Annotated in this window: 16 protein-coding genes; all 16 read left to right on the top strand. The window is 38.5% G+C overall.

The features are described 5' to 3' along the window. Nucleotides 1-53 precede the first annotated feature (53 nt). The 16 genes from P20429_RS07120 to P20429_RS07195 all read left to right on the top strand — a co-directional run bounded on the left by P20429_RS07120 (nt 54) and on the right by P20429_RS07195 (nt 20,591). Nucleotides 54-488: a hypothetical protein gene (locus P20429_RS07120; RefSeq protein WP_007584504.1), complete on the top strand. Its 435-nt coding sequence runs from the start codon at nt 54-56 to the stop codon at nt 486-488. A 21-nt stretch (nt 489-509) separates the two neighbouring features. After that, nucleotides 510-977 (top strand): type VI secretion system lipoprotein TssJ, encoded by a 468-nt coding sequence (gene tssJ / locus P20429_RS07125; protein ID WP_007584502.1) that lies wholly within the window; start codon nt 510-512, stop codon nt 975-977. Further along, nucleotides 977-2,317, top strand: a complete 1,341-nt coding sequence (gene tssK, locus P20429_RS07130; RefSeq protein WP_007584500.1) for a type VI secretion system baseplate subunit TssK — start codon at nt 977-979, stop codon at nt 2,315-2,317. Before tssJ ends, tssK begins: the two co-directional genes overlap by 1 nt. Nucleotides 2,318-2,332: 15 nt before the next feature. Further along, on the top strand, nt 2,333-3,055 hold the full coding sequence (gene icmH / locus P20429_RS07135; RefSeq protein ID WP_007584493.1) for a type IVB secretion system protein IcmH/DotU: 723 nt from the start codon (nt 2,333-2,335) through the stop codon (nt 3,053-3,055). An 8-nt stretch (nt 3,056-3,063) separates the two neighbouring features. Further along, nucleotides 3,064-6,735 carry a type VI secretion system membrane subunit TssM gene (tssM, locus tag P20429_RS07140; protein WP_007584492.1) on the top strand — a complete coding sequence of 1,224 codons (3,672 nt, stop codon included), beginning with the start codon at nt 3,064-3,066 and terminating at the stop codon, nt 6,733-6,735. A gap of 10 nt (nt 6,736-6,745) precedes the next feature. Next, nucleotides 6,746-7,738: a type VI secretion system-associated protein TagF gene (gene tagF, locus P20429_RS07145; protein ID WP_007584486.1), complete on the top strand. Its 993-nt coding sequence runs from the start codon at nt 6,746-6,748 to the stop codon at nt 7,736-7,738. Beyond that, nucleotides 7,735-9,306, top strand: coding sequence for a TssA family type VI secretion system protein (locus P20429_RS07150; protein WP_007584484.1), 1,572 nt, complete (start codon nt 7,735-7,737; stop codon nt 9,304-9,306). The genes tagF and P20429_RS07150 overlap by 4 nt, the downstream gene beginning before the upstream one ends. A 76-nt stretch (nt 9,307-9,382) precedes the next feature. Next, nucleotides 9,383-9,904: a type VI secretion system contractile sheath small subunit gene (gene tssB, locus P20429_RS07155; protein ID WP_007584482.1), complete on the top strand. Its 522-nt coding sequence runs from the start codon at nt 9,383-9,385 to the stop codon at nt 9,902-9,904. Nucleotides 9,905-9,914: 10 nt separating this feature from the next. After that, complete coding sequence (gene tssC / locus P20429_RS07160) at nt 9,915-11,441, top strand: type VI secretion system contractile sheath large subunit (protein ID WP_007584480.1); 1,527 nt, start codon at nt 9,915-9,917, stop codon at nt 11,439-11,441. 245 nt (nt 11,442-11,686) lie between these two features. Beyond that, nucleotides 11,687-12,172, top strand: a complete 486-nt coding sequence (locus P20429_RS07165) for an Hcp family type VI secretion system effector (RefSeq protein WP_007584479.1) — start codon at nt 11,687-11,689, stop codon at nt 12,170-12,172. Nucleotides 12,173-12,228: 56 nt separating this feature from the next. After that, nucleotides 12,229-12,636 (top strand): type VI secretion system baseplate subunit TssE, encoded by a 408-nt coding sequence (gene tssE / locus P20429_RS07170; protein ID WP_007584478.1) that lies wholly within the window; start codon nt 12,229-12,231, stop codon nt 12,634-12,636. 21 nt (nt 12,637-12,657) lie between these two features. Next, a complete protein-coding gene (tssF, locus tag P20429_RS07175) occupies nt 12,658-14,376 on the top strand; it encodes a type VI secretion system baseplate subunit TssF (RefSeq protein ID WP_007584477.1) in 1,719 nt (572 codons plus the stop codon). After that, entirely contained in the window at nt 14,373-15,356 is a 984-nt protein-coding gene (gene tssG, locus P20429_RS07180) for a type VI secretion system baseplate subunit TssG (protein ID WP_007584475.1), read from the top strand. The genes tssF and tssG overlap by 4 nt, the downstream gene beginning before the upstream one ends. 18 nt (nt 15,357-15,374) lie before the next feature. Beyond that, nucleotides 15,375-18,110: a type VI secretion system ATPase TssH gene (gene tssH, locus P20429_RS07185; protein ID WP_007584473.1), complete on the top strand. Its 2,736-nt coding sequence runs from the start codon at nt 15,375-15,377 to the stop codon at nt 18,108-18,110. Nucleotides 18,111-18,135: 25 nt separating this feature from the next. Continuing rightward, nucleotides 18,136-20,157: a type VI secretion system tip protein TssI/VgrG gene (locus P20429_RS07190; RefSeq protein WP_033026923.1), complete on the top strand. Its 2,022-nt coding sequence runs from the start codon at nt 18,136-18,138 to the stop codon at nt 20,155-20,157. A gap of 17 nt (nt 20,158-20,174) precedes the next feature. Then, nucleotides 20,175-20,591 carry a hypothetical protein gene (locus P20429_RS07195; RefSeq protein ID WP_007584469.1) on the top strand — a complete coding sequence of 139 codons (417 nt, stop codon included), beginning with the start codon at nt 20,175-20,177 and terminating at the stop codon, nt 20,589-20,591. The last annotated feature ends 4 nt before the right edge of the window (nt 20,592-20,595 follow it).

Here is a 20,595-nt window from a genome sequence, read left to right as displayed (position 1 = left end):
TACTAGCCTTAGACTAAGAGTTTTTTAGTTTAACTGATGACAAGGAGCATGTTGTGAATAAAAAAGAGTTTATAAATCAAATAAATAGCTTGTACTCCTTAGCTTGGTCACTTACTGCCAGCGTTTCTTCGCTACTAGACCAGGTAGGTATTCCTGCCCATCGCGTTTTTTCTGAAAATTCTATAGAACACTTTTTCTTTTTTTTAAATAATCCCCCTAAAAGCAATGGAAAAGTTACTTTAATTAACGGTGATGTATCTGTTTATATAAAAGAGCTTTCATTAATAAATACTAAGTTAATTACGTCTATAGATGATGTTGTTACGCAGTCTTTGTTAGTTGATTCTCAAGAGAAAAGCAGGACTAAGACTCTTTTAGGCTTTTTTAAAACTAATAAATGGTCTGATTGTGCGAATGTAAGATTCAATAAAGTTATTTGCCCAGTTTATGAAGCTACTCTTTGCAAAACTAATTTTAATTTTAAATAAAAATATTTATTGAGGTAAAAAATGCGCTTTATTTTAAATGCAATTATAGGTTTATCACTTTCTATAATATTAACTGGTTGTATGAGTACTAACGTAAGTTTAGATGTTAAGGCAACAGATAATTTAAATTTAAACCAATTTGATGAAGCGTTACCAGTGGTTTTAAAGGTATATCAACTGTCTGATATACAAACATTTAAAACAGCCACATTTGAAGAGTTATGGAAGTCAGATAAGTCAGTTTTAGCTAATAGTTTAATTACATTAGAAGAGCGAACAATTCACCCTTCTGAACAATCTAAAATTAAGTTTGAACAAGCTGAAAATGCAAAGTTTGTAGCTATTGTTGCTTTATTTAGAGATCGCAGTGGCGATAACTGGAAAGCGTATTATCCGCTTGCAGATGGCCCTGTTAAGTTGTCTACATCATTAGATGTTTTGGTTACCAATAATGAAGTTCAATTACCTGGCGTGGATAAGGCTGAGTAATGAATTTAAAAGCTCCCGCAAAGCCCGTTTGGGCTGAAGGTGTTTTGCTTGCCCAGCAACACTTTCAACTATTTGACGATTATCACGATCAAAATCAGGTTGTACGTCAAGCGCTAATATCACCATTGGCATTTGGTTTACAGCATTTTGCTATTGATGAATCAGCACTTGCTCGCGGTATATTAAAAGTGACCAGTTTTAAATTACTTTTAGAAAATGGTCGCTTGCTTGATTTTGACCGACAGCATCAAGATGATTTAAAGCTTGAGCTTGATAGTAACCATCAAGAGAGTGTTATTTATATTGCTATTGCTGCTAATAAAACAGTTAGCAATATTGAAGGTTATGCGGCCAGCGGGCAATTAAGCGCATATGAAGCGGATTATATTGATTTAGAAGATAATCATGATGCGTCGCGTAGTCGTGAGGTATTAGTTGCAAAGCCTAAATTTATATTACTGTCTGACTCAGATGTAAAAACTTATTTTGACACCATTGCATGTTTAAAAATAAGTCGCTCGGAAGATGGATCATTTGTTTTAAATAAACAGTTTGTGCCTCCTTTATTAAATATAAGTGCATCTGCTTATTTAACTGAGCTGTTAAATAGAACGGCTAATTTAGTTAATGCAAAAGTTAATGTGCTGCTTAGCAGACGTAAAAATTATGGCTCAGTTACTGACTTTGGGCCGAATGAAATGAATACATTTTTGTTACTTAATGCAATGGCTCCATCCGCCAAGCGTTTAGATCATCTTAAAAACTTGTCATTGGTCCATCCTGAACGTTTGTATTGTGAGCTTGTTGATTTAATTAGTTCAGTTTCAATGTTTGAGCACAGTGACTTAGTTAACCAAGTACCACCATACCAGCATAAAAATTTAAGCAATGTATTTGGTCAGCTTGATGGCCTATTAACTCGTTTACTTGAAGGGGTTGTACCTAAGAAAATGGTGGGCTTAAAACTTGAAAAAACCTCTAACGCTATTTATCAAGTTGCCACTATTGATTCTGCAACGTTTACTAACAACGACTTTTATTTAGCTGTGTATTTTGAATCTGAAGACACAAAATGGATTGAAACATTTAGTGATCAAGTAAAAGTTGGAGCAAGCGAAAAGCTCGATATCATGATTTCATCTGCTTTAGCGGGTGTGCAACTAACACATTGTCAGCGACCTCCAAATAAGCTGGCCATAAAAAGTGGGTATGAATACTTCAGGCTTGAGTCGCATGGTTTCATTTGGCAGCAAATTATTGAAGAGCAATCATTAAGCCTATTTGTACCATTTGGATTGCAAAGTGCACAAATTGAAATTGTTACCGTAGCACGTAATTAACGTTGAGTTGAAATTATGCAAGAAGCACAAAAAGAACAAGATTTAGTCGCGTGTATTTCGCCTGTAATTAATGCGCTAACACCATTAAAACTAAAGCAATCTACTAACTTAGAGCTTGAAGAGTTTAGAGAAAATTTACTTACTAGTTTTGATGACTATGAGCGTAATTGTTACTCGCAACAGGTAACAACAAGTTTAATGCAAGAAGTTAAGTTTGCTCTTACGGCTATGTGTGATGAATTTGTTATGAGTTCAGGTGCTCATTTTAGAATGGATTGGATGTCTCGACCGCTACAGCTTGAATTTTTTGGTAACAACCGAGCTGGTGAAGAATTTTTTGAACGTTTAGGTAAGTTGCGTACCGGCGGAGAGCAAAAGCTAGCTGCATTAGAGGTTTATTATATTTGTCTGCAGCTTGGCTTTGAAGGGATTTACAAAGTTAAAGGCATTGAGCAATTAAAAGCGTTAATTGTTGATGTTAGAGCTCAAATTGAAGATATAAAAGGAACACCGAGTTCTCAATTATCTGATAACGGTATACCTGCAGAAGGGTTTGCTATGAAGGTGGGGCGTAATATTCCTTACTGGGTGATTTTGGCTATTTGCTTGGGTTCTATTGCCTCATTATTTGCTGGATTTCATTATGTAATTAATAAGCAAGCAACGCAGAGTACTCAGGTAATAGACAACCAAATTGAAGTGCTGACTCAGCTCAATAAAACCAACGAAACACGATAGGTAACACAATGCAGGGAAGAGTTAATAAAAGCGGTTTAGTTCATTTTTTATTGGGCTTGGTATCATCGCGTGCAACGGGTCAACTTATTGGCTTTATAGCCGTTTTGAGTATTGTGTGGTTTGCCGGTCGCATGGTGGGTTTAGATACTACCGATAAAAAATTAATTGCGATGGGTGCTGTAACCGCTGTTTTTGTTTTATTTATTTTTATTCGTTGGTTATGGACTAAGCGCTCAGGCGATAAGTTAGCTTCTGAATTAGCAAGTCATAATGCCGGTTCGAGTGCTGAATTAAGCGAAATTAAAGAAAAGATGCAAGAAGCATTGGGATCTTTAAAAGCATCTCATTTAGGTGCGGGTTATCGTGGTAATACCGCTTTATACGCTTTGCCTTGGTATATGATTATTGGCCCTTCGGCTACAGGGAAAAGTACTTTATTTGCAAATTCGGGCTTACATTTTCCTTACTCTAATTCGAGTGAATTGCATATCCAAGGTTTTGGTGGAACGCGCAATTGTGACTGGTGGTTCTCAGATCAAGCTATTTTAATTGACACCGCTGGGCGTTACACAACTGAGCAGTCAGAAAATAAAGAGTGGTTGTCATTTTTAGCGCTCCTTAAAAAATATAGACCAAAACTGCCTATAAATGGCGTAATGGTGGCCATTAGTGTTGCAGATGTTTTAACTTCCGACAGTGAAGAAATTCGACAACATGTAAAATTAGTGCGTGAGCGTATAGAAGAGCTAATTACCCAGCTTGGCGTTATTTTTCCTGTATATATCACTTTTACCAAAACTGACTTAATCAGTGGTTTTGAACCTTTTTTTAGTGACTTATCTGAAAAAGAGCGTGAGCAAGTATTTGGTGCGTACTTACTCGATATTAGTGAAGATCAAAAAAATGATCCTGCAGAAATGTTTGAAGTTCGTATGCAGGAGCTATATGAGCGACTATGCGAGCAACGTTTAAGCAAAGTTGCACGAGAGCGCAACGAGCATCGTAAACAGCTAATACTTGATTTTCCTAATCAATTTCAATCAGCTTCAACTAAGTTAACTGAGTTTGTTAACTTACTGTTTAAGTCTAATCCATATCAAGAAGTTCCTTGGTTTGCTGGTGTTTATTTTACATCGGGCACGCAAGAAGGCACGCCTATTGAGCGCATTACTAATGGTGTACGAGATCAATTTGGCGCGGTTGTTGTTGACCAAAAACAAGAAAGCATTACTCAAAGTTATTTTATCAACCGCGTATTTAATGATGTTATTTTTAAACTACAGGATTTAACGCGAGGAAATAGAAAAAAACGGTTAGTAGGACGCTGGTTAAAAGGTTTAACAGTCACTTCAGGTTTGGCATCTATTGCAGCAATCACAGCACTCCTTATTACGTCGTACACAAGTAATCAATTATTACTTAATCAAGGTGAGTCACGCGTAAAAGCAGTTGTTGAAGCTAACGTAAGTAAGGCAAAAGATGAGCAGAAGCTTGCTGCTACGCTAGCGCTGTTTGAGCACTATGGTCAGCTTAAAACTTACGAAGATTCATTACCGTGGTACTTTATATTTGGTATTTATGAAGGTGATGAAACCTTAAGTAGTGTTGCAAATGTGCTATTTAATCAGATGAATCAGCTTATTACTTACCCAGGTGAAGAGCATTTACTTGCGCAAATAAAACAGTACGAAACACAATGGTTTGACAATGAAGGTGAAGCGAAAGCAACGATTCGTCAGCAGTATTACGATGCACTAAAAATGCATTTAATGATGAGTACGAACCCTGAGCATATTTCAACGGAGTTTGCTAAAGAGCAATTACTTAATTTTATAGCTGAGCATTTTCATATAGACATAAATGCACAAGAGCAAGCACCCATTTATACACAACTAAGTAGCTTAGTTGATATGTACCTAGAAAATATGGGTAACGATATAGAGCAGCCTGGTAAAATTGCATTTTGGCAGGCTAACGAAACATCGATAGCGCTAGCGAGAGACAATTTAAATACCCAGCCAGAGGCTTTCCCGTTATATCAACAAGTAATTACAAGCTTTGCTGAACGTAAAAAGCCATTGTTATTAAACGATTTTATGATTTCTAAAAATCGTGATGTATTTAAAAGTAAGTATAAAATCCCGTATGTTTATACAAACTTAGGTTGGCAGGAATATGTATTCCCAGAGATTAAACGTATTTCACGTTTGGTGTTCTCAGGTGACTGGGTTATGGGTTCTAGCGATGAAAATGGTCAAAATGTTGTTGACGAAGCACAGGCTGAAACTTTGGCAAAGGCTATGCGTGCATATTACTTTAAAGACTACGGCAATACTTGGTTTGCTTTTATAGATAGCATAAAAGTGCCTGCATTTAGAGATCTAAACGATGCAAGTATTGATTTTGCACGCCTTTCATCGATGGATGGCCCTTTTAACGATTTAATGAAACTGATTAACGACAATATTACGCTCGCTGACGCGCCTTCAAAAAGCCAAGCTTCAATAGGTAAGACGGCTGCAGATGTTGCAAATAAATTAGCTTTAAACACGCCAACAATTACTCAAATGAGTACGGTTAGAGCGCCAGAGCTTGAAAGTCGGTTTGCTGATTTAAGACGCTTTGCACAGCCTAATGAAGATAAGAATTCTTCTGATTACTTAAGACAATACATCAGTTCATTAAGTAGCATCCATTCAGACATTAAAGCAATGGCAGCGAGTAATGAAGATGATGCTCAAGCAATGATATTTGCGCAGGACTTACTTTCAGGTAATAGCCAAAGTAATGCATTACAGTCTTCGTGGATTATTATTGAGAGCCAAACTCGAGCACTAGACCCTCAAACCAAAGAAACGCTAGATAAGCTATTTAAGGCTCCGCTTCATGGTGGTATAGCGACTATCATGGCAAAAGCACGTACTCAGCTTAACCAAGAATGGGAAAACCAGGTTTATACTATGTATAACAGCAGTTTAGCTGGTAAATATCCATTTAACTTAACTGGCCCTGATGCTGCGATAGCAGATGTTTCTGAATTTTTAAATTCTGAATCAGGAATTTTATGGAGCTTTATTAACACCCAGCTCAAACCATTTATGAAAGTACGCCGCGGTGTGTGGGAAGAAAAACAATGGAATGGTGTAGGTATTGGTTTTAGCGCGCAATTACTTGATGGTTTAACTAAAGCAAATAAAGTAACTCGTTCGTTGTTTTCTAGTGGTGCCGACAGTGCTGGTTTTACTTTTCAGATGATGCCTGTTCCACACCGAGGTATTCGTGAAACATACTTAGGCTTTAGTGAGCAAGGTTATCGCTATCGCAATGAGCCTGAAGAATGGCGTAATTTTTCGTGGCCTGGTCGAGGGGCTGCAGAAAAAGCGGTTCTGTATGGTTTAGATAATAAAGGGCGTCGTATTTCTATCGAGCAAGGCGGACCTTGGGCACTACTAAAAGTGCTTAACTCAGCCAGTGTTAAGTGGATTAAAGGCACAGAATTTTTAGCAACGTGGGAATTAAAAGATAAATCTGATGAGGTGTTAACAGTCCAGTTTTCTCTTAAATCAGGACGCAACAGCGGTATATTTTCAAAATACATGCTTACATCGTTTGCATTGCCAAGTTCTTTGTTTTCACAAAGCCCTAGCTTGGCTCAATCGCAGTCGCGAACAATGCAATAGGCCGCTAGCAATGTTTAATTTATTTACTAAAAAGAAAACACCGACACTGGTTAAGCAACACAGCTTTGGTTTTATGGGTAAAACACCGATAAGACCAGACTTTGTAAAGCTTAATATTTCATCTAGAGAATCGGTTGGATTTGATCATTGGTTGCAAGAGGGCTTTGCACATTTAAACCGTGGTAGAAAAACAACGGATACAAGTCACTTGAATGGAACTAAGTCGTTGTTCTTTATATCTGGCAATGCTGATGATGGTGGTTTACTTGGCGTTTTGCAGCCAAGTAAAGATAGCAGTGGTCGTTTTTACCCATTTAGCTCTTTTGTACATAGTGGGCTTGATACATATAAGCGACATCCTGCTTTTCTATTTTTATTTGCAAGCCAAGTAATAGAGCACCTTTTAGGTGTAAATGAAAATATTAAACAAGCTGCCAGTATTAATGAAATGGAGCAAAAAGCACAAGATTATAACCGTGTAGCTGATGCACTTAAACAGCAACCAAATTTAACTCTAGAGCTTGATAAACTTAGAACTATTCCGATGAGCGTTTTTTGGCAGCATTTAGGCCTGAACGATATTGCTAAAAGAGCAATTTTAATTGAAGAGCTATCAGCTGTGCTTAAATCTATCGCTAATAGAGGGTGTTTAAGAAGTCAGTTTGGTATTCGCCTACCAATGCCTAGTTTTAGTCATGAAAGTGCCTTAGTTGCCGGGTTTTGGTTGCACTTAGTTGCATCTATGGTGGCAGATCATAATTGGCAGCCTTGGTTTTTTTATCAGTTAGGTGATGAGAATCAAGCGCCTAGTTTAACTATTTTTTGTAGGCCTATTCCAGCGTCATACTTTAATAGTGTGTGGGAATACGATAAAAAAACAAACGATATTGTTGATCTATGTAATTTAAAAGTAGAAAAACAGCCGTCTTCACAAACACTTAATTTTGCTGATATGGATAACGTGAGTGTTTACGATGCACTTCGTCGTTGGTGTAAATCATGAGTAATAAAGCGCCGCATACACATACCACCTGGATTGAATGGCTTGAAGCATTAAGTGCTCCTTTGCCGGGGAACAAGTGTGGAGAAGATTTAAAATATGAAGAAACATTTAAAGCATTAAAAGCATCTTCATCAGGAGTGGGGGAAGTTGACTTTAAAGTGATGTTTATACAAGCATCAGATTTACTCAACACTCAAAGTAAAGATTTACGCATAGTAAGTTACTTAGCACTAGCTGCAACAAGTGAGTTTGGGGTTACAGGTTTAACGCATACGTTATTGTTATTTAATCGTTTGTTGACTACTTATACGGATGAGGTGCACCCACTAAAAGCCAGAATGCGCGCTGCAGTTAATACATGGTTTTTACAACAGCAAGAACGTTTAAAGGGTGTTGCCCAAGGGCATAATACAAACGCTGAACAATGGCCTGAACTTATAGCTGCCTTGACTCAATACAATGAGCAGTGTGTTGCGTTATTAGACAACGAATCTGGCCCTCTATCGACTTTGAATGAGTGGGCTAAAGAACAAGAAAAACGAAACCCAGTGCCTGTAGCTGAACCAGAGCAAGAAGAAAAAGCGATTAGCACAGAGCAAAAATTAGCTGAGAATTCAGCTGTAACGGCTCCAAAATCAGAAACTAATAATTCGGCACCAGCCGCAGTTGCTAGCCAGGTTAGTATTGGTAATGCTGATATTGCTTCAGATACAGCGTATTTAAGTGCGGTTAGGCTGCTACTTAACTTCGATAAAGAACAAAATAACATTGAACGAGTAATAAAGTTATCGCGAGCTGCACGTTGGACAAGATTGGCATTACCGGCTAACGAAAATGGAAAAACGCGTTTACCCGCTCCTAGAGCTGCAGCATTTGCTCCAATTGAAAATGCATTGGCAAGTGAGCAACCTGAACAAGCTTTAAATTTAGCCGAAGGGTTGTTTATGGAAGGGGCTATGCAATTTAATTTAAATCTCCAAGTGCTTAGTTTAAATGCATTAAAAAAATTAAATAAATTGCCGCTTGTTCATTGGCTTGAGCAACAATTAGTTAATTTAAATGAGCAGTTTCCTGCTTTAGTTTCCCTACAGTATGACGATGGAAGTCCGTTGTGTTCATCTGTAAATAAAGAGTTTTTAAAAGAGTTATCACATTCTGCAAAAACAGAGTCTGTTAGCTCTCAAAGTAGTGCGTTTGATGAGCAGTATAGCGAGTTAATACAAGACGTCGAAAAAGGGCAGTTATCGACGGCATTAATTAAAGTCGATCAAATAAATATTTTAAACGATTTTGATAAAGCTCAAGCGCAATTATTAAAGGCAAAATTATTAATTAAAGCTGAGCATTACGAACATGCTTTAGCATTATTAAACGTGTTACTAAAACAAATAAAAGCGCATGACTTAGCGCAATGGCAACAATGTTTTTGCATGGAAGTATGGCGATTTTCCAAGCAGTGTTATGCAAGTTTGTCACAAACGCCAGAAGATGAAATGAGTTTAGCTGCTAAACATATTAGTCAGCAAATGATGGTAACTAACCCTGCACAAGCATTAGCGTGGGTTTAGTTACAAGGGCTTGACTAATATGTCGAGGTTTAATTGGAATTGAGTCGGTAGATAACCAAACTGCAAAGGAAAAAACATGAGTGATACATTTCAAAAAGAGATCCCCAGAGCTCGGATCAATATTTCGTTAGAGCTTGATACAGATGGCGCTTCACAAAAAAGTGAATTGCCATTAAAGATGCTAGTAATTGGTGACTACTCAAATGGTCAAAATAGCCAAGAACTATCTGAGCGTGAGCGCGTAACAATTAATAAAAATAATATTGAGCAAGTGCTTAAAGATATGGCGCCTAAAGCGAACTTTCAGGTAGCGAACAAAATTAAAGGTGACGGCGAAATTAACGTAAACCTTGAGTTTGATTCTTTTAAATCGTTTGACCCAGAATCAGTTGCTTCTCAAGTGCCAGAGCTTAATAAAATGATGGCTATGCGTAATTTACTTCGCGACCTTAAATCTAATTTATTAGATAACTCATCACTTCGTAAAGAATTAGAGCGTGTTTTACAAAATCAGCCAGAGCTAGATGAGTTAAAAGCTAAACTGGATGAAATTGCGCCGCTAGCGTCTGAAGATGAAAAACAACCAATAACTGAATAAGGAGATTACCATGTCAATGCAAGAACAATTAAATGTTGCCGCGCATACCACGGAGCAAGCTCCTTTATCCACTTATGAAAATATATGTGGAATGGTTGATATTTCTCCAGTTGCAGATGAAATCAAACTTGATTCATTTAGAGATGCAAGCAACCTAGCTGAAACTCGTGCAAATGAGCGCTTAACAGCAGCTATAAATGTATTTTTAGATATGGCTAGCAGTAGTGGCCAAGAAGTAACTCGAATTGATAAATTACTTTTAGATGATTACATCGCAAAGGTAGACATTATTATTTCTCAGCAGTTAGACCAAATTTTACATCACCCAAATTTCCAAAAAATGGAATCAGCATGGCGCTCGTTACGTTACCTAATTAACCGTACGCCTAACAACGCTAATATTAAAATAGAAATGCTTGATGTAGATAAAGAAACTCTAAGAGACGATTTTGAAGAGGCGCCAGATACAACGCAATCTGCACTATACAAGCATGTATATACTTCAGATTACGATACGCCAGGTGGTGAGCCAGTATCAACAATGGTTTCGAACTTTGAATTTGATTGTTCGGCACCCGATGTATCGTTACTGCAAGAAATATCTCGTGTATCTGCGGCAGCGCATTGTCCGTTTATGGGCAGTGTTGGTCCTAAGTTTTTTCTTAAAGACTCATTGGAAGAAGTGTCTAAAATCCAAGATTTGGGTTCTTACATGGAACGCGCTGAGTTCCTTCGTTGGAAAAACTTCCGTGAATCAGAAGACTCTCGTTACATTGGTTTAGCATTCCCACGCTTTTTACTACGTCTGCCTTACGGTGAGACAAATCCTCTTCGTAACTTTAATTACCAAGAAGATGTAAGTGCGCAGCATCATGAACGTTATTTGTGGGGTAATGCAACATTTGCATTTGCTGCAAATATCATCCGTAGTTTCCATGATAATGGTTGGGCTGTAAATATTCGTGGGCCGCAATCAGGTGGTAAAGTTGAAAATCTTCCGCTGCATTCATTTGAAGCTGGTAAAGGATCAGAAACTAAAATTCCAACTGAAGTACTTATTTCTGAAACTAAAGAACTTGAGTTTGCTAACCAAGGGTTTATTCCACTTAGTTACTATAAAAATTCAGATTTTGCATGTTTCTTCTCTGCTAATAGTGCGCAGAAGCCACAGGTATTAGAAACAAATGAAGCAACAGCTAATGCAAGAATTAACTCACGCTTACCATATATTTTCTTAGTATCGCGTATTGCGCATTACTTAAAAGTTTTACAGCGTGAAAATATTGGTTCAAGTAAACCTCGCCATGAATTAGAGCAGCAGCTTAATGATTGGCTTGGCGCATTAGTAACTAAAATGAACAACCCTGATGAATCTCTTATTGCTACGCATCCACTAAAAGATGCAAAAGTGACTGTAGCAGAAATTCCAGGTAACCCTGGTTACTACAGAGTAAGTACGTACATTGTTCCTCATTTCCAAGTTGAAGGGATTGATGTTCGTTTAGCGCTAGTAGGGCAAATGCCTGGCGAAAAATGAACTGCTACGCCGCCAATGAAACGGATTTAAGTACTATCAAATGCGTCAATTTGGTGAGTAGTTGGCAGGTGTACATAAAGGATTAAGACTTATAGTCTAAAAAATTGCCCCAAGTTGGTTGCATCCAACTTGGGACATATTCCCCAGTGGCATGAAGCAGAGGGCTTTTTGGGGGGCATAAATATTACTGTTTATGCCAATGCCAACTAACAGGAAACACTTCATTCTAAAAGGAGAATAATGAAATGGCAATTCCAGCGTACATGTGGTTAAAGGATGACCAAGGTAATGACATCAAAGGTTCTGTAACTGTTGCAGAGCGTGAAGGTTCAATTGAGATCCTACACTTTGATCATGAACTTCGTATTCCTACGGATAACGATACAGGTGAACTTACAGGTACTCGTAAGCATGAACCTTTTGTAATTACAAAAGCTGTTGATGCGGCTACGCCGTACTTGTACAAAGCGTGTTCAAACGGTCAAACACTTAAGCAATTAGAGCTTAAATGGTACCGTATTGATGACACAGGGACTGAGCGTGAATATTTCTGCCACAAGTTGGAAGATGTAAAGATCACTTCGATCTCACCAACAATGCATAACGTTAAAGACTTAGACAAGGAGCGTTACCCGCACCTTGAAACAGTTTGTCTACGTTACAAACGCATTACTTGGACTTACTTAGATGGCAACATCGAGTTCTCTGACTCTTGGACTGAAGGTCGTTAATTAGTCAGTAATTTTGAAGGATATGCGCAAGCATATCCTTTTATTGAGATCTAAATATGGCGTTATTCGATTTTTTAACTCAACCAGTTACACGCAATGGTCATCATGGTTTTCAAACTGATGAGCAAGTCAGTGTGTGCAAGCATTTAAATGAGCTTTTAAATGCAAGAAGAGGAGTGCTGAAGCACTTGTCTGACTATGGTTTGCCCGATGTAGAAGATATTTACGAGGGGTTACCATACTCACAACACACGTTAGCGTTTGAGGTTAAAAAATTGATAGAAAAGTACGAACCACGCGTACGATATGCAAATGTAACACCTGTTGAAATTAAAGAAGATAATTGTGTAATAAGGCTAGATATTCAAGCTTTTTTAACGAGCGGGCAAAGTATCAAGTTAAATACCCGTTTTGAATCTGGCGGTAAAGCAGACGTTATACAACATGCAAAAAACACTAACTAATGTTATTTAAAGGATTGATGAATGCAGCAATATTTTGATGCACAAATGCGCTTGTTAACCCAAGCTGGTAAGCAGTTTGCTCAGTTTTATCCTGAGCATGCAGGAATGCTTAACATTGATGCATTAAAAGATAGAGACCCTCATATTGAGCGCTTATTAGAAGGCGTAGCGTATTTAACTGCCCATACTCAAAAGCGTTTAGATGAGTCAGTACCTGAAGTTTCAGAGCAAGTACTGCGTCAACTGTGTCCAATACTCCTAAGTTATTATCCTTCTAGTACTGTGGTGCAATTTAAGCCTAAATTGGCTATGCAAAAAACACACACTATTTCAAAAGGTTTACAGCTTAATCCGCCTAAAGCAAAGGCCGATAATAAAAAAATAATTTTTAGCACAACTCACGGTTTAGACGTTGTCCCATTAGATGTTGAGCATGTTCGATATCAAGAGTCGCACTTAGGTGCAGAGCTACGAATAGGGCTTAAGTTTGTATGCCAAGGTGAACGAAGTAATTTTGATTTATCTAAACTAAACTTTTATTTACGTGGCGATACACCATTATGCAGTGCTTTATTTCAATTATTAAAAACACCTAATAAACAAGCAGAACTTGATTTTGGTGCTAACCATTTTGAGCTCAACAAAAAGTTAAAAGCAAAAGGTTGCAGCGCTACTTATTTAGATATAGATGGCGCTTTACTGCCTAGTGCAGCTAAAAGCCATCCTGGATATGCACTATTACTTGATTATTTTAATGCAAAAGATAGGTTTTATTTTTTAACATTTGATGGTTTAAAAGACGAAGAGTTTCCTGAACATATTGACCGTTTTGAAATCGTATTTAGGGGTGATAATAAATTACCGCCGGGTCATCAGTTAAGTAAAGAGAACATTTTAATCAATTGCGTGCCAGCAGTTAATTTATTTAGCCAAGCTGCAGAGCCAATTAAAATAGAGCCAAACAGAACTGATTATATGATAAGTGCAGATCAGGCACGTTTTGACCACGTTTTTAGTTATACGGTAGATGCAGTTGCAGGTCGAAACTCTATAACCGGGCAATCGTATGATTACACTCCTCGTTATCAAAGCGTATTTGAAGACGAAAAAAAGCTATTTACTGTGCTCACAAAAGACGTAGGTGCAGCAGCCCCGACTCATTATTTACAACTTCCTTTTAATTTAGAAGATGAAAAAGAAACTCTATCAGTTGATTTAACTTCTTTTAATGCAGGTTGGCCTCGTCAGCTTTTGCAAGAGGGAGACTTGAACGAAGGCGGAAAAGATATGCCGAGCATCGTTGAGGTTAAAAATGTTATACGGCCAACTAATTATTTAGCATGTCCAAGTCAGCCAAAACACTGGCAGCTTATTAGCTTATTAAATGTAAAGTTTTCACAAATTACGCAAGTTACAGAACTAAAAAGATTACTAGTGTTATTTGATTGGTCTAATAAAGCTGAGAATCGATTACGAATTGAAAGCATTTTAAAAATAACAGCAACGCCAATCAGCCAAATTAAACGCGGAATATTTATTAAAGGTGTTGATGTACTTATTGATATTGATGAAAGTAAATTTGTTGGTGATGCTGATTTATATCATTTTTGTAATGTATTACACGAATTCTTTTTAATGTATGCCCCTATAAATGAAAGCGTACAAACGCGTGTTAATGCAATTCCTAGTTATAAATCGTGGAGTTGGGATATTGAACCGGGTAAGAGTTATCAGCTATGAGTTACGCTGATAAAAATCATGCGCACCCAGTTTGGTCTAAGTTACCCGCGCCAATAGAACTACTTATTGAGCAGCCTTGGCGGTTTAACTTATTTAAAGCGATGAGCTTAATAGAAAAACATTGGGCCGCACCTCAAGAGCTAGAGCAAGGGATTAGTAACAGAGTTGTTTTTAAACCTTTTAAAGAGCTTGGTTTTCCGGCTACTGATGTACGCGAATGTGTATTAGAGAATGATGGCAGAGGAAGATTAAGCTTATCGACCTCTTTTTTAGGTTTGTATGGTGTGGATGCACCCATGCCACACTATGTATTAGAGCAAGCAGCAAGTGATGAGCAAAGCGGTGACCGCGTTCGTCAGTTTTTAGATATATTTAATCATGTACTTTATTGCCAACTTTTTCAGGCCTGGAAAAAGTCGCAAATTAATATAGCAGGCAGAGGCGCGAGCCAATTTGATGGGTTAGTTGAATCTATTTTACTGGGAAAAACTGATCAAAAAATTCAGTGTGGTATTGCAAGTTTAAAGCAAACTAGCGCTGCTGGCTTAGCGCAGCTTCTTAAACATAGTTTAAATATAGACACGCTAAAAGTTGACGACACACGAGCAAATTGGCAAAAAATAGATACACCAAGTTCAATCGGCGAAGAAAACCAAATGGTTTTAGGCAGCTCTGCAGTACTTGGTACGAAGGTATTAGTTAGCGGAAGTATTTTAACAATAGATATAGGTCCAGTTAATAGTGATACAGCCATGAGTTTAACGCCAAGAAGCGAAGAAGGTATAAAAATGGCTGCACTTCTGACTGCGCATTTACCAAGTAATGTAGAGTGGGTTTGCCAAATAAAAGTAGCTAATGAGGCTGTTGCCGAACAAGCTTTAGGTCAGCAACCGCTAGTACTTGGACATAATTCATATTTAGGGGCCGCAGCTGCAAATACAACAACACATAGCTACAGCCATCAACAGTATAAACACTAAGGAATTAAGGATAAAAAAATGGATGCTAAAGGCATAAAACAACTCATAGATAAATTAAATGGCCACACCGCAACAGCACTTGAATCAGCAGCTGGGTTTGCGAGTAGTCGTAGTCATTTTGAAGTGCTTCCTGAGCATTTACTTATTAAGTTAATGGAAGAAGGAAGTAATGGTGACCTTGAGCACATTTTTCATTTCTTTAATATTAATCAAGACAAAGTATGGCATGAGCTATTAGACTTTTTAAATAGACAGCCTGCCGGTAATCAAAGTAAGCCTACATTTTCTCGTCGTTTATACGAATGGCTAGAGCGTGCATGGTTAAGTGCTAATGTTCAGCATAAAAGTGATTTTATAACAGGTGCTGCGCTTATTGATTCATTAACAGAGTTATTACCTTACAGCCCTGTACTTCAACTACCTGCTTTACTGGATAAAATAGATTCACGCTTTTTAGCTGAAAATTTAGATAAAATTTGTCAGCAATCTTCAGAGCGTTTAAACCCAGTAGCTAAATCAAAGTCTGCAAATCAAACAGATTCATCGCACGGTACAGCTGCGCTTGATGAGTACTGTGAAGATTTAACTGAAAAAGCAAAACAGGGTAAAATCGACCCGGTTCTCGGTCGTAATGACGAAATTCGTATGATGGTCGATGTGTTATGCCGTCGAAGAAAAAATAACCCTATTTTAGTGGGTGACCCAGGTGTAGGTAAAACAGCCGTCGTTGAAGGTTTTGCCCAGCGTATAATTGATGGCCAAGTACCAAGTGACCTGCAAGGCGTACGCTTATTGGTGCTTGATATGGGGTTATTGCAAGCAGGTGCCGGCGTTAAAGGTGAGTTTGAGCGCCGCTTAAAAACAGTAATCGATGAAGTTAAAAATTCAACAACGCCAATAATTATGTTTATCGATGAAGCGCACACTTTAATTGGTGCCGGTGGCGATGCGGGCATGAGTGATGCGGCAAATTTACTAAAGCCAGCATTAGCACGCGGAGAATTAAGAACCGTTGCGGCAACAACATGGAGCGAGTATAAAAAGTATTTTGAACGTGATGCCGCTCTAGAGCGCCGTTTTCAGCTTATTAAAGTGGATGAGCCAACAGAGCAAGCGGCTCAATTAATGCTTGCAGGCTTAAAAGATAAATATCAAGAGCATCATAATATTCAAATTACGGATGATGCTATAGAAGCTGCTGTTGTTTTATCGTCGCGCTATATAACAGGCCGCCAATTACCAGACAAAGCTATTGATGTATTAGACACCGCAGCGGCAAGAGTACGTATGTCGTTTGCTACAGACCCCGCTGCCATTGAGTCTGAGCGCGAGCACATTAATTATTTAGAAACCAGAATCAATAGCCTCAATGTAGAGCTAGGGCAAGGTTTAGTTGTTGATAAAGATAAGCTTACCCATTTAGTTGAAGAGCTGGTTATTGCACAAAATAAATTGGCGCAACTTACTCACTCGCGTGAATCTCAAATTTCGACTTTGAGTCAAATTAACGAGATAAAGCAGGCAACAGATCAAGAGCTTGATAGCGAATCATTGCTGACACTTCGCCAATCACTAAAAGAGCAAAATACACAAGACAACGGCTTATTTAGTGAAGTAGACGCCGATGCTGTTGCGCAAATTATTTCACAGTGGACCGGTGTGCCTGTAGGGGCAATGGTAAAAGATCAGATTAGTAATTTAATTAATCTTGAAGCCACAATTAGCCAAGAAGTTATAGGGCAGCAGGCTGGACTCGCTAAAATAGCGCAAACACTAAGAGTGAGTAAAGCCGGCGTAAGCAACGATGAAGGCCCGCTAGGCGTATTTTTACTAGCTGGTCCATCGGGCGTGGGTAAAACAGAAACCGCTCGCTGCTTAGCTAAACAATTATTTGGTGGTGATAAATTTTTAACCACTATTAACATGAGTGAATACCAAGAGTCGCACACCGTATCGCAACTTAAAGGTTCACCACCAGGGTACGTTGGCTATGGTGAAGGTGGTGTGTTAACCGAAGCGGTAAGACAGCGTCCATATTCAGTAATTTTACTTGATGAAGTTGAAAAAGCGCACAAAGATGTAATGAACATGTTTTACCAAGTGTTTGAGCGCGGCACCATGCGTGACGGTGAAGGACGTGAAATAGACTTTAAAAATACTGTAATTATCATGACATCTAATTTAGGCTCAGCAGAGTTAATCGATGCATGTACACCGCCTACAGTTATAGACCTAAGCCCTCAAGATGACGAGGAAGAACAGGTACAGCAAAGCGATCAAGAAGCAGCTATTAACGAAGCGCTAAATCCAACGCAAGCACCTATTAATGAAGACGGAACGCCTTGGAAAGTACCATCAATCGGTGCACTGACTGATTTAATTAAGCCGCAGTTACTTGCTTTTTTTGCGCCTGCTTTACTTGCCCGTATGCAAGTTATACCTTACTTAGCGCTTGATTCTGAAGCTCTACAGTCTATCGTCAGCTTGAAACTTGAAGCCATTGCCACACGTTTGCACGAAAACCACAAAATGCAGCTACGAGTAGATGCCAGTGTTTTAGAAAAACTGACTACTCAATGTACGCTTTCAGATAGTGGTGCACGTATGGTGAACGCGGTTATAGAGCAGCAAATACTTCCTGGTATCGCTAAATCAATTTTAGAGTTTATGGCAGAAGAAGACATGCCTGATATTTTAACGCTGGCCGTTGACGAACAAGACGAAATTACGGCGACATTTGCAGATAACGCTTAAATAAAAGGATGTAAAAATGGGATTCATGGACATATTTAACGAGCTCAAGGCCAATAAAAGTCACTTTAGTGTTGCTATACAGGGCATGCCTGACGGGATGGTCTATGTAACTGACTTTGAGTCTAGGGACGATCGTTTATGTGAAGACTATGAATTTAAAATCCAAGTATTGAGCCCTGAACATTTAACATCTGAAATGCTAATAGGCAAAGATGTATCGTTATCACTAGTGTGGTCAATGTTAGATCGTACTATTTCAGGGTTAATTAGTGGTTTTATAGCGCATGGTCAAAGTCATCAGGGGTATCACTATACTTTGATCATGAGTTCTCATTTAACATTACTTAAGCATCAGCATTCTAACCGTGTATTTACTGCTATGGATGCAGGTAAAATCATTTTGAGTGTGTTTGAAAAAGCAGGTTTCCCTGCGCAAAAGTTAAATGTACAAGCAAGCTCAACCATGCTCGATATGACTGTGCAATACAACGAAACTGATTACGAATTTGTAACACGCTTAATGCGTAAGCACGGTTTTGTGTACAGCTTTGTAGAGCAAACGGGTGGTGAATGTACATTGTATATTTGCAATGATTCTAATGGTATAGCGCAAGAGTTTGATGAAATAAACCTAAGCTATGTACCACCATCTGGGCAAGTAAGAACGAGTGAGTCAATTTTTGCTATAAGCAGGCAGGCCCAATTATTTCCGCAAAGTACACACTTAGATGATTACAACTACCAAGCTCCGGGTAATTTGCAAGTTTCAAAAAATAACAGTGCGTCAGTTATTGGTTTTGGTGAAGATAGTCATTACGGTGATAATTACGGGCAATCAAACGAAGGGCAAGACTTAGCAACTATCAGACAGCAAGCGTTTGATTGCCAACGTGAGCAAATAATAATAGATACAGACTGCAGGGCGCTTCGCCCTGGTATGCGTTTAAATATTTATGACCACCCAGAGCATGATGGTCAGTATTTAGTGACGCGTGTAGAGCACAAAGGTAGCCAAAGTGCTTCGGTTGAATACGGCTCTAATGTAAAGGGCTTAACGTATAAAAACCAAGCTTATTTAATTAGTGTTAACCAGCCTTATAAAGCTCCATTACGCCCAGCGAGACGTGTGTTTGCAACGTTTAATGCATTAATTGAGCAAGAAATTGATGACAAAGGTAACTACGTAGTAAAACTACCGTTTAATCAAGATGGAGAAGGCCAAGAAAGCCGTCCTACACGTTTAATGCAACCTTACGGTGGCAGCGGGCACGGTATGCATTTTCCACTAACTCAAGGTACAGAAGTGCTCGTTTGTGGTGAAAATGGTGATTTAGATAGGCCTATAATTTTAGGCGCGCTTTATAATGAAAATGCACCAAATCCTGTTACAAGCGAAAACCCAACTGAAAACAAATTAGTAACTAAAGCTGGGCACAGCTTTGTAATGGATGACAAAAAAGGCGAAGAGAAGATAAGCCTTGCCAATAAAAACAATAAAAACCAATTAATACTCGATGCAACAAATGGTGCGCACCAGGCAATGTTAAAGTCTGTTGATGGTGATGTTAAAATTTCAGCGAAAGAAAACCTACAGTTTATTGCCGAGAACGACGCAAATTTTACAGTCGCTAATAATTTTACAACCCGAGTAGAAAACAATCTGCAAATTCAAACCCGCGAGGGAGATATTACAGTTACCTCGGCTGCGGATTTAACTCTAAACTCAGCCTCAAATAGTCGTATTCAAGCGACTGACGGTAACTTAGAGCTCACAGCAACTGATGAGCTTAAAATGCAAGCACGACAAGATATTAGCGTTTACTCGGTAGACGGCAACCTTGAGCTACAAGCACCTCAAGGTGATTTAGAATTAAACAGTGGTAAAAATATTACTATAAAAGCAAATGGACAGGGGTCAATTCAGTTAAGCCAAGGTGGCGCAAGTATAGAAATTGATGCTGCGGGTAACCTTACAATTGACGCCACTAATATAACGTTAAGTGCCACTAATATAGCAATCAAAGGCAGTGCAATTAGTAATAACTAAGTTAAAGGAGTAATTTAATGAACGCTAAAGTTAAAAGTATATTTAATCACGATCAGCAACTTGCACCTGTAAGTAAAGTCGATGAATTTGGCCGAGTTAAAGGTGTTACAGTAAATAACGACGAACAGAGTGTTGTAGCACAAGCGGCGCATATAACACCATGCCAAGTGGGCGACACAGTACTACTTACCCACACTGCACAAGGCTTTATAGTAACAGGGCTACTTGCAAATGAAGATCAAGCGCCCGCTGCACTCATTAAAAATAGCCAAGGCCATATAACTATTGAAGCACAGCAAAGTATTAGCCTCCAAACCGCTAAAGGGACGATAGAAGTATTTGCCGACGGGACCATAGTGCTCGAAGGGCGAGATATAACAGCCAATAGCGAGCAAGATCTTACCTTGGCTGGCTGGCCAATTAGGCTTAATTAATACT

The organism is Pseudoalteromonas sp. BSi20429 (genome assembly GCF_000238895.1).
GTDB lineage: Bacteria > Pseudomonadota > Gammaproteobacteria > Enterobacterales > Alteromonadaceae > Pseudoalteromonas > Pseudoalteromonas arctica.
This window is presented reverse-complemented; position numbering and strand designations above follow the sequence as displayed.

What these genes read in the sequence shown, in the direction of transcription:
- icmH (WP_007584493.1), top strand. Translation starts at nt 2,333, where the DNA reads ATGCAAGAAGCACAAAAAGAACAAGATTTAGTCGCGTGTATTTCGCCT.
- tssC (WP_007584480.1), top strand. Translation starts at nt 9,915, where the DNA reads ATGTCAATGCAAGAACAATTAAATGTTGCCGCGCATACCACGGAGCAA.
- tagF (WP_007584486.1), top strand. Translation starts at nt 6,746, where the DNA reads ATGTTTAATTTATTTACTAAAAAGAAAACACCGACACTGGTTAAGCAA.
- tssM (WP_007584492.1), top strand. Translation starts at nt 3,064, where the DNA reads ATGCAGGGAAGAGTTAATAAAAGCGGTTTAGTTCATTTTTTATTGGGC.
- tssE (WP_007584478.1), top strand. Translation starts at nt 12,229, where the DNA reads ATGGCGTTATTCGATTTTTTAACTCAACCAGTTACACGCAATGGTCAT.
- tssB (WP_007584482.1), top strand. Translation starts at nt 9,383, where the DNA reads ATGAGTGATACATTTCAAAAAGAGATCCCCAGAGCTCGGATCAATATT.
- P20429_RS07195 (WP_007584469.1), top strand. Translation starts at nt 20,175, where the DNA reads ATGAACGCTAAAGTTAAAAGTATATTTAATCACGATCAGCAACTTGCA.
- tssH (WP_007584473.1), top strand. Translation starts at nt 15,375, where the DNA reads ATGGATGCTAAAGGCATAAAACAACTCATAGATAAATTAAATGGCCAC.
- P20429_RS07165 (WP_007584479.1), top strand. Translation starts at nt 11,687, where the DNA reads ATGGCAATTCCAGCGTACATGTGGTTAAAGGATGACCAAGGTAATGAC.
- tssJ (WP_007584502.1), top strand. Translation starts at nt 510, where the DNA reads ATGCGCTTTATTTTAAATGCAATTATAGGTTTATCACTTTCTATAATA.
- tssK (WP_007584500.1), top strand. Translation starts at nt 977, where the DNA reads ATGAATTTAAAAGCTCCCGCAAAGCCCGTTTGGGCTGAAGGTGTTTTG.
- P20429_RS07190 (WP_033026923.1), top strand. Translation starts at nt 18,136, where the DNA reads ATGGACATATTTAACGAGCTCAAGGCCAATAAAAGTCACTTTAGTGTT.
- tssG (WP_007584475.1), top strand. Translation starts at nt 14,373, where the DNA reads ATGAGTTACGCTGATAAAAATCATGCGCACCCAGTTTGGTCTAAGTTA.
- P20429_RS07150 (WP_007584484.1), top strand. Translation starts at nt 7,735, where the DNA reads ATGAGTAATAAAGCGCCGCATACACATACCACCTGGATTGAATGGCTT.
- tssF (WP_007584477.1), top strand. Translation starts at nt 12,658, where the DNA reads ATGCAGCAATATTTTGATGCACAAATGCGCTTGTTAACCCAAGCTGGT.